The sequence below is a fragment of the uncultured Arthrobacter sp. genome (assembly GCF_902805515.1).
Lineage (GTDB): Bacteria > Actinomycetota > Actinomycetes > Actinomycetales > Micrococcaceae > Arthrobacter_D.
In genome coordinates this window covers 61,854-68,912 of the sequence record NZ_CADCTE010000172.1, presented here as the reverse complement: position 1 = coordinate 68,912, position 7,059 = coordinate 61,854, and the positions used below count along the sequence as shown (strand labels likewise).

General features: G+C 74.1%; 7 protein-coding genes. 6 read left to right on the top strand and 1 reads right to left on the bottom strand.

Features of this window, described 5'->3' with window-relative positions; translation table 11 throughout:
- The coding region (locus tag QZX79_RS15930) for a glycosyltransferase family 9 protein (protein ID WP_294569770.1) at positions 1–920 on the bottom strand (920 nt) is incomplete at its 3' end.
- Between the two features lie 113 nt (positions 921–1,033).
- On the opposite strand from QZX79_RS15930, the gene QZX79_RS15925 reads away from it, so the two are divergent.
- From QZX79_RS15925 to QZX79_RS15900, 6 genes are all read left to right on the top strand, one after another.
- Entirely contained in the window at positions 1,034–1,579 is a 546-nt protein-coding gene (locus QZX79_RS15925) for an HAD family hydrolase (protein ID WP_294569768.1), read from the top strand.
- Positions 1,576–2,676, top strand: coding sequence for a glycosyltransferase family 9 protein (locus QZX79_RS15920; RefSeq protein ID WP_294569766.1), 1,101 nt, complete (start codon positions 1,576–1,578; stop codon positions 2,674–2,676). Before QZX79_RS15925 ends, QZX79_RS15920 begins: the two co-directional genes overlap by 4 nt.
- The gene (locus QZX79_RS15915; protein WP_294569764.1) at positions 2,673–3,674 is read left to right on the top strand and encodes a glycosyltransferase; all 1,002 of its coding nucleotides are present in this window, start codon (positions 2,673–2,675) and stop codon (positions 3,672–3,674) included. Before QZX79_RS15920 ends, QZX79_RS15915 begins: the two co-directional genes overlap by 4 nt.
- Complete coding sequence (locus tag QZX79_RS15910) at positions 3,671–4,954, top strand: glycosyltransferase (protein WP_294569762.1); 1,284 nt, start codon at positions 3,671–3,673, stop codon at positions 4,952–4,954. The genes QZX79_RS15915 and QZX79_RS15910 overlap by 4 nt, the downstream gene beginning before the upstream one ends.
- Before the next feature lie 119 nt (positions 4,955–5,073).
- Positions 5,074–5,640, top strand: coding sequence for an SIS domain-containing protein (locus QZX79_RS15905; protein ID WP_294569775.1), 567 nt, complete (start codon positions 5,074–5,076; stop codon positions 5,638–5,640).
- Positions 5,637–6,998 carry a PfkB family carbohydrate kinase gene (locus tag QZX79_RS15900; RefSeq protein ID WP_294569761.1) on the top strand — a complete coding sequence of 454 codons (1,362 nt, stop codon included), beginning with the start codon at positions 5,637–5,639 and terminating at the stop codon, positions 6,996–6,998. Before QZX79_RS15905 ends, QZX79_RS15900 begins: the two co-directional genes overlap by 4 nt.
- Positions 6,999–7,059 lie beyond the last annotated feature (61 nt).

Below are 7,059 nucleotides of genomic sequence, written 5' to 3'. Positions count from 1 at the left end.
TCGGGGGTCACCGCGAGCAACGCGGGGTCAGGCTCCGTGGCGAAGGTTTCGCCGACCCGCTTCGAGGCATCGGTGAGCACGATGTGCGGCCCGGGCGGAGGGCCCCACTCCTCGACCGGCGCCGGCCCGAAGAGCACGACGGAGGGGCGGGCGTAGGCGGAGGCGAGATGGGCGGCGCCGGTATCGGCCGACACGACGAGGCTGGCCCCGGCGACGAGCGCCGCGAAACGCTCGAGCGGCACCTCCCCGGCGACGACGGCGGGTTCGGGGAGCCCCGCGGCCTCGGCGACCGCCAGCGCCCGCGCCCGCTCGCCGGCGCTGCCGGTCAGCAGGACCTGGTGGCCGGCGCCGGCCAGCGCCTTGGAGACGGCGGCGAAGCGGTCCACCGGCCACAGCCGGCTCCCATACGCGGCCCCGACGTGCACGACGACGGCCCCGGGCGCGGAGCTTTCCTCATCGGGGATGCGCAGGCGCAGGTCCAGCGGGTCGGCCGGCACTCCGTGCCAGGAGACGAGGCCGGCCCACCGGTGCCGCTCGTGGACGCCGTCCTGCCAGGGCGGGCCGTCCCACCCCGGGGAGCGGTGGCCTATGCGCCGGGCGGGAGCGATCTCCTCGAGCCGCCCCCGGCTCTCGGGTCCGCTGCCATGGAGGTTGACGGCGATGTCGATGCTCCCGGGGGCGAGGTCCAGGGGCTCATCGAGTCCGTGCGTCGGGAGCAGCTCATCGACGGCGTCGGTGAGCGCCACGATCGGTGCGAGCCAGGCCTGGGCGGCGTACCGGATGCGGTGTCCGGGGAACGCCCGGCGCAGCCCGCGCAGTGCGGGCACGGCCACCAGGAGGTCCCCCAGCTTCAGGGCGCGCAGGGCGAGCAGTTCCGGCCGGCCGTCCGGGTGCGGGGACGCGGCGAGGTTCGATGCCATGGCCCCATCCTTGCAGAGGAAGCGGGCGCAGGGCCGGGCACTTCCGGCGGCAGGGCGGAAAGAAGTTTGCCTTCAAGTGTTTAGCACTGCTTCTTCTCGGGAACAGAGCTTGTATGAGAAGCAGGGCTTTGGCTGCGGCCGCTCCCCAGGCGGTCCTTTTCGACCGCGACGGAACGCTTGTCGTCGATGTCCCGTACAACGGTGAGCCGGCGCTCGTCCAGGCGATGCCCGGTGCCCGGGAGGTCCTTGACCGGCTGCGGGACGCCGGCGTCGCGGTGGGGGTGGTGACGAACCAGTCCGGGATAGCGAGGGGGCTCCTGACCCGCGCGCAGGTCGACGCCGTTCATGCCCGCATCGACGAGATCCTTGGCCCCTTCGCCGTCTGGGAGGTCTGCCCCCATGGCCCGGGCGACGGGTGCGCCTGCCGGAAACCGGAGCCCGGCATGGTCCTGGCCGCCTGCCGCAGGCTCGGGTTGGAGCCCGCCGAAGTGGCGGTGATCGGCGACATCGGCGCCGACATGGGCGCCGCCCGGGCGGCCGGTGCGGCAGGTGTCCTGGTGCCCACCGCCGTGACCCGCCCGGAGGAGATCGCCGCCGCGCCGGCCGTCGCCTCCTCCCTCGGCGAGGCCGTGGAGCTGCTCTGGCGGGATCCGCAGTGACCGGGCGCGTGCTGGTGGCCCGCCTCGACAGCGTGGGAGATGTCCTGCTCGCCGGACCGGCCGTCCGTGCTATCGCCGCCGGGCGCGGGGGAGCGCCGGCCGAGGTGGTCATGCTGTGCGGGCCGCAGGGCGCACCGGCGGCCCGGCTGCTGCCCGGCGTCGTGGACGTGCTCACCTGGGCGGCGCCCTGGATCGTCGATCCCGCGCCGCCGGTCACCTCCGGCCTGCTGCGGGAGGTCATCGACACCGCCGAGGCATGCGGCGCCGCGGAGGCGGTCATCCTCACCTCCTTCCACCAGTCGCCGCTGCCGCTGGCCCTGGCGCTGCGGCTGGCCGGCATCGCGCGGATCACGGGGGCGTCGGTCGACTACGCCGGGTCCCTGCTCGATGTCCGGCTCAAGCCCGGCGAGGACTTCCCCGAGGACCAGCCGGAGGCCGAACGGGCGCTGCGCATCGCGGCGGCCGCCGGCTACCAGCTCCCCCCGGACGACGATGGACGCCTCCACGTCACCGGCCTTCCCGACGTTTCGGCCCTCGTGGGGGAGGCTCCCTATGTCGTCGTGCACCCCGGGGCCGCCGTGCCGGCGCGCGCCTGGCCTCCGCTGCACCACGCCGCCGCCGTCGAACTGCTCACCGCCGCGGGCTTCCGCGTGGTCGTCACGGGCGGACCCGCGGAGACCGGGCTGACCGCGACGGTCGCCGGCCCCGAGGGGCTCGACCTCGGAGGCCGCACGGACCTCGCGTCCCTGGCGGCCGTCCTGCAGGGCGCCGCCGCCGTCATCACCGGCAACACCGGGCCGGCCCACCTCGCCGCCGCCGTGGGGACGCCGGTGGCCTGCCTGTTCTCGCCCGTGGTGCCCGCCGTACGGTGGGCGCCCTACAAGGTGCCCGTTGAGCTCCTCGGAGACCAGGGCGCGCCCTGCGCCCTGAGCCGTGCCCGGACGTGCCCCGTGCCGGGCCATCCGTGCCTCTCGAGCGTCCAGCCCGAGGAGGTCGTCGACGCGGTCCGCCGGCTGACCGCCGGAGTCGCCTCGCTCGGTTCACGGCGCCGCATCGGCCGCGCGGAGACGCGCGGCAGGGAAAGGAGGAGCCAATGAAGATCATGCTCTGGCACGTCCATGGAGGGTGGACCGACGCCTTCGTACGCGGCAGCCACACCTACCTGCTTCCCACCACCGCCGAGGGCGGGCCGTGGGGCCTGGGCCGCGCGGGGAGGGACTGGCCGGATTCGGTGCGTGAGGTGGAGCCCGGACAGCTCGCCGGGCAGGACATCGACGTCGTCGTCCTGCAGCGGGTCGAGGAGATCGCGGAGTGCGAGCGGCTCCTGAACCGCACGCCAGGACGGGACCTGCCGGCCGTCTACCTCGAGCACAACACGCCCAAGGGCGATGTTCCGTCGGCGCTTCATCCCCTCGCGGGGCAGGACCTCATCCCCGTGGTCCACGTGACGCATTTCAACGAGCTGATCTGGGACAACGGGATGGCCCGGACCACCGTCGTCGAACACGGCATCGTCGATCCCGGCCCGCTCTACACCGGGGAGCTGGAACAGCTCGGGGTGGTCATCAACGAACCGGTCCGCAGGGGACGCGTCACCGGCACCGACCTGCTGGCCCGCTTTGCCCCCACCGCACCCCTTGAGGTGTTCGGCATGGGCGGCGACGGCCTTCCGGACCTGCTCGGGCTGCCCCCGGAGCGGCTGCGGCTCGGTGGGGACCTGCCCACCGCGCAGCTCCACGCCCGGCTGGCCCGCTCCCGCGCCTATCTCCACCCCCTGCGGTGGACCTCCCTTGGACTCGCCCTGCTTGAGGCGATGCACCTTGGCATGCCCGTGCTGGTCCTGGCGACCACCGAGGCGGCGAGGGCGGTCCCGCCCGAGGCCGGAGCCGTCTCGACGAACGTCGGTGACCTCACGGCCATGGCTGCGCGGCTGCTGGCCGACCCCGACGAGGCCCGTTCCCGCGGCCGTGCCGCCCGCCGGGCCGCCCTCGACCGTTATTCCCTCGACCGGTTCCTGGCGGACTGGGACGACGTGCTGGATACCGCTGCCGGGCGCGGGCGGGTCCTGGCAGTAACTGAAAGGAGAGCGCAGTGAGGATATCCCTGGTTTCCGAACACGCGAGTCCGCTCGCGGCCCTGGGCGGAGTCGATGCAGGCGGGCAGAACGTGCATGTCGCGGAACTGTCCCGTGCCCTCGCGCAGCGCGGCCACGACGTCACGGTCTACACTCGACGGGACGATCCCGGCCTGCCCCGGCGCGTGCGCTCCGCCGCAGGCCTCGACATCGTCCACGTCGATGCCGGTCCTCCCCGCCCAGTGCCGAAGGACCAGCTGCTGCCGTTCATGCCGGACTTCGCCCGGGGCATCCTGGCGGACTGGGGGGCCCGTCCGCCCGAGGTGGTCCATGGACACTTCTGGATGTCCGGGCTGGCCTGCCTCGACGCGGCGGCGCAGTGCCCAACCACCCGCCGGCCGGTGGTGGTCCAGACCTTCCATGCCCTGGGCACGGTGAAGCGCCGCCATCAGGGCGGCGAGGACACCAGCCCCGCGGAGCGCATCCGGCTTGAGACGGCCGTCGGCCGGGGTGCGGACCGGATCATCGCCACCTGCAGCGACGAGGTCTTCGAACTCAAGGCGCTCGGCATCCCCGGCACCCGGGTCTCCATCGCACCGTGCGGGGTCGACCTCGACCTGTTCTCCCCGACGGGGCCCGCGGCTCCCCGCGGGCGGACGCACCGGATCGTTTCCGTCGGACGCCTGGTTCCACGCAAGGGCATGGACCTGGCGATCCGCGCCCTGCGGATCCTCGCCGACGGCGGGTGCGACGCCGAGCTTGTGCTCGTCGGCGGCCCCGGAAACGCTGCCCGCCTCGAGGAGGACCCTGAGGCACGGCGGCTGAAGACCCTGGCCGCCGACCTGGGGGTCGGGGACCGGGTGGTGTTCGCCGGCCAGGTGGGGCGGGAGGAGATGCCCGGAGTCCTGCGCAGCGCCGATGCCGTTGTCTGCGCGCCCTGGTACGAGCCCTTCGGCATCGTCCCCCTCGAGGCCATGGCGTGCGGGGTTCCCGTCGTCGCCGCGGCCGTCGGGGGACTTGTCGACACGGTGGTCGACGGACGCACCGGCAGGCACGTTCCGCCGCAGGACCCCGCTGCCATCGCCGGTGCGGTGGGGGAGATCCTCGACAGCCCCGACTGGGGCGCCGAACTCGGCCGGAACGGCTACCGGCGGGTCCGGGCCCGGTACTCCTGGAACCGGATCGCCGCGGACACCGAAAAGGCCTACCTGCTGACGCTGCGCAGCGCACGCCTGACCGATGAGGCGCCGGTGGATCCGCTGCCGCGCCCACTGGAGAGCACGGGAGGGAGGGCGCTGTGACCGCCGAATACCTCAACGCCGGCCGGCCCCTCGGCACCCTGCCGGCGCACGACCGGGACCTTCCGGCCGGACTCGACGGATTCTCCGACGAGCGGCATGCGCACTCCCGCAAGGCCGTCGTGGAACACCTGGCGGCGGTCCTTCCCGCCCTCGAATCCCTGCGCGCCGAGGCGGACCACCTCGCCCGCTGGGGCGTGGAACTGGCCGGGCGCCTGCTGACCGGAAGCCGGCTGCTCGCCGCAGGAAACGGCGGGTCGGCTGCCGAGGCACAGCACCTCACCGCCGAACTGGTGGGAAGGTTCGACGGCGAGCGCGAGCCGTTCTCCGCGATCTCCCTCCATGCCGAGAGCTCGGCGGTAACCGCGATCGCCAACGACTACGGGTACGACCAGCTGTTCGCCCGTCAGGTGCGCGCCCACGGCCGGCGCGGCGACGTGCTGATCCTGCTCAGCACGAGCGGGAAAAGCCCGAACCTGCTGCACGCGGTGGAGGCGGCCCGGGCGGCAGGCATCACCACCTGGGCCCTCACCGGTTCGGCGCCCAACCCGCTCAGCTGCTGCGTCGACGACTACGTTGCGGTGGAGGCAGCCTCGGCCAACGCCCAGGAGGGACACCTGATCGCCCTGCACGCGCTGTGCCGGGCGTTCGATTCGGAAGTGCGCCGGTACCGGGAGGAACGCTCATGAGGGTTCTGGTGATCGGCGATGTCCTCCTCGACGCCGACCTGTCCGGAGCGGCGGATCGCCTCTCGCCGGACGCCCCGGTGCCGGTCGTCGACGTCGACACGGTGCAGCGGCGGGCCGGCGGCGCAGGGCTGGTGGCGCGGATGCTCCAGCGCGACGGCCACGACACCGAACTGGTCACGGTCCTCTCCGACGACGACGCCGCGGTCCTCCTGCGCGCCGAGCTCGAGGGGATCACCGTGACCGCCGGTCCGTCCGGGGCCCCGACCCCGGTCAAGACCCGGGTCCGGGCCGCCGGGCACCCCGTGGTGCGCTTCGATGAGGGGTGCGCGCCGGCACCGGTGCCGGCCTGCACCCCGGAGATGGCGGCCGCCCTCGAGCGCGCCGAGGCGATTGTGGTGGCCGACTACGGCCGGGGGCTGCTGTTCAACCAGGACCTGCGCCAGGCGCTGGAGCGGCAGGTGGGGCGGGTCCCGGTCGTCTGGGACCCCCACCCGTCGGGGGCCGACCCGCTGCCCGGAACCACGGCGGTGACGCCCAATTTCGCCGAGGCGCTCCGGTTCACTGGGGTCGACGGAGAGCGGACCGCCGCGGCCGCCGAGGCCGCCGACCGCCTGCGCACGCGGTGGAAGGCCCGGGCCGTGGTGGTGACCCTGGGGGAACGGGGCGCGCTGGTCTCGGCGGAGGATGCCCTGCCCCAGGCCGTTCCCGCCCCGAAGGTCACCGCCCCCGATCCCTGCGGCGCCGGCGACCGCTTCGCCGCCACCCTCGCCGTCGCACTGGCCCGCGGGTATGCGCTCGACGCCGCCGCGCAGGAGGCGGTGCAGGCCGCGGCGGCCTTTTTGGGTGCCGGCGGGGTCTCCTCCCTCCGCGCCGTCCGGGAACCGGAGGTACTTGCCGTCCCCGGCGCGGACGCCCTCGACACGGCCCGGCGGACGCGCGAGGCGGGCGGCACGGTGGTGGCCACCGGAGGGTGCTTCGACCTGCTTCACGCCGGCCATGCCCGCACCCTCGCCGCCGCCCGTGGGCTGGGCGACTGCCTCATCGTGTGCCTGAACTCGGATGCCTCGGTGCGCCGGCTCAAGGGAGAAACCCGGCCGATCATGCAGATTGAGGACCGGGTGGAGCTGCTCCTCGCCCTTGAGTGCGTCGACGCGGTGCTGGTCTTCGAAGAATCGACACCGGAAAACGCCCTCGAACGCCTGCGGCCGGACATCTGGGTCAAGGGCGGCGACTACGCCGCAGCCGACCTGCCGGAGGCGCGCCTCGTCGCCGGCTGGGGCGGCAGGACCGTCACCGTTCCCTACATTCCGGCCCGTTCCACCACGAAACTCGCGGCCGCGCTGGCCCGCGTGGGCTGAGCGGGCCCCGCCCCAGCGACGGCCCGGTCGAACCGCCGGGCCGGGGGCACCTCCGCAGCAA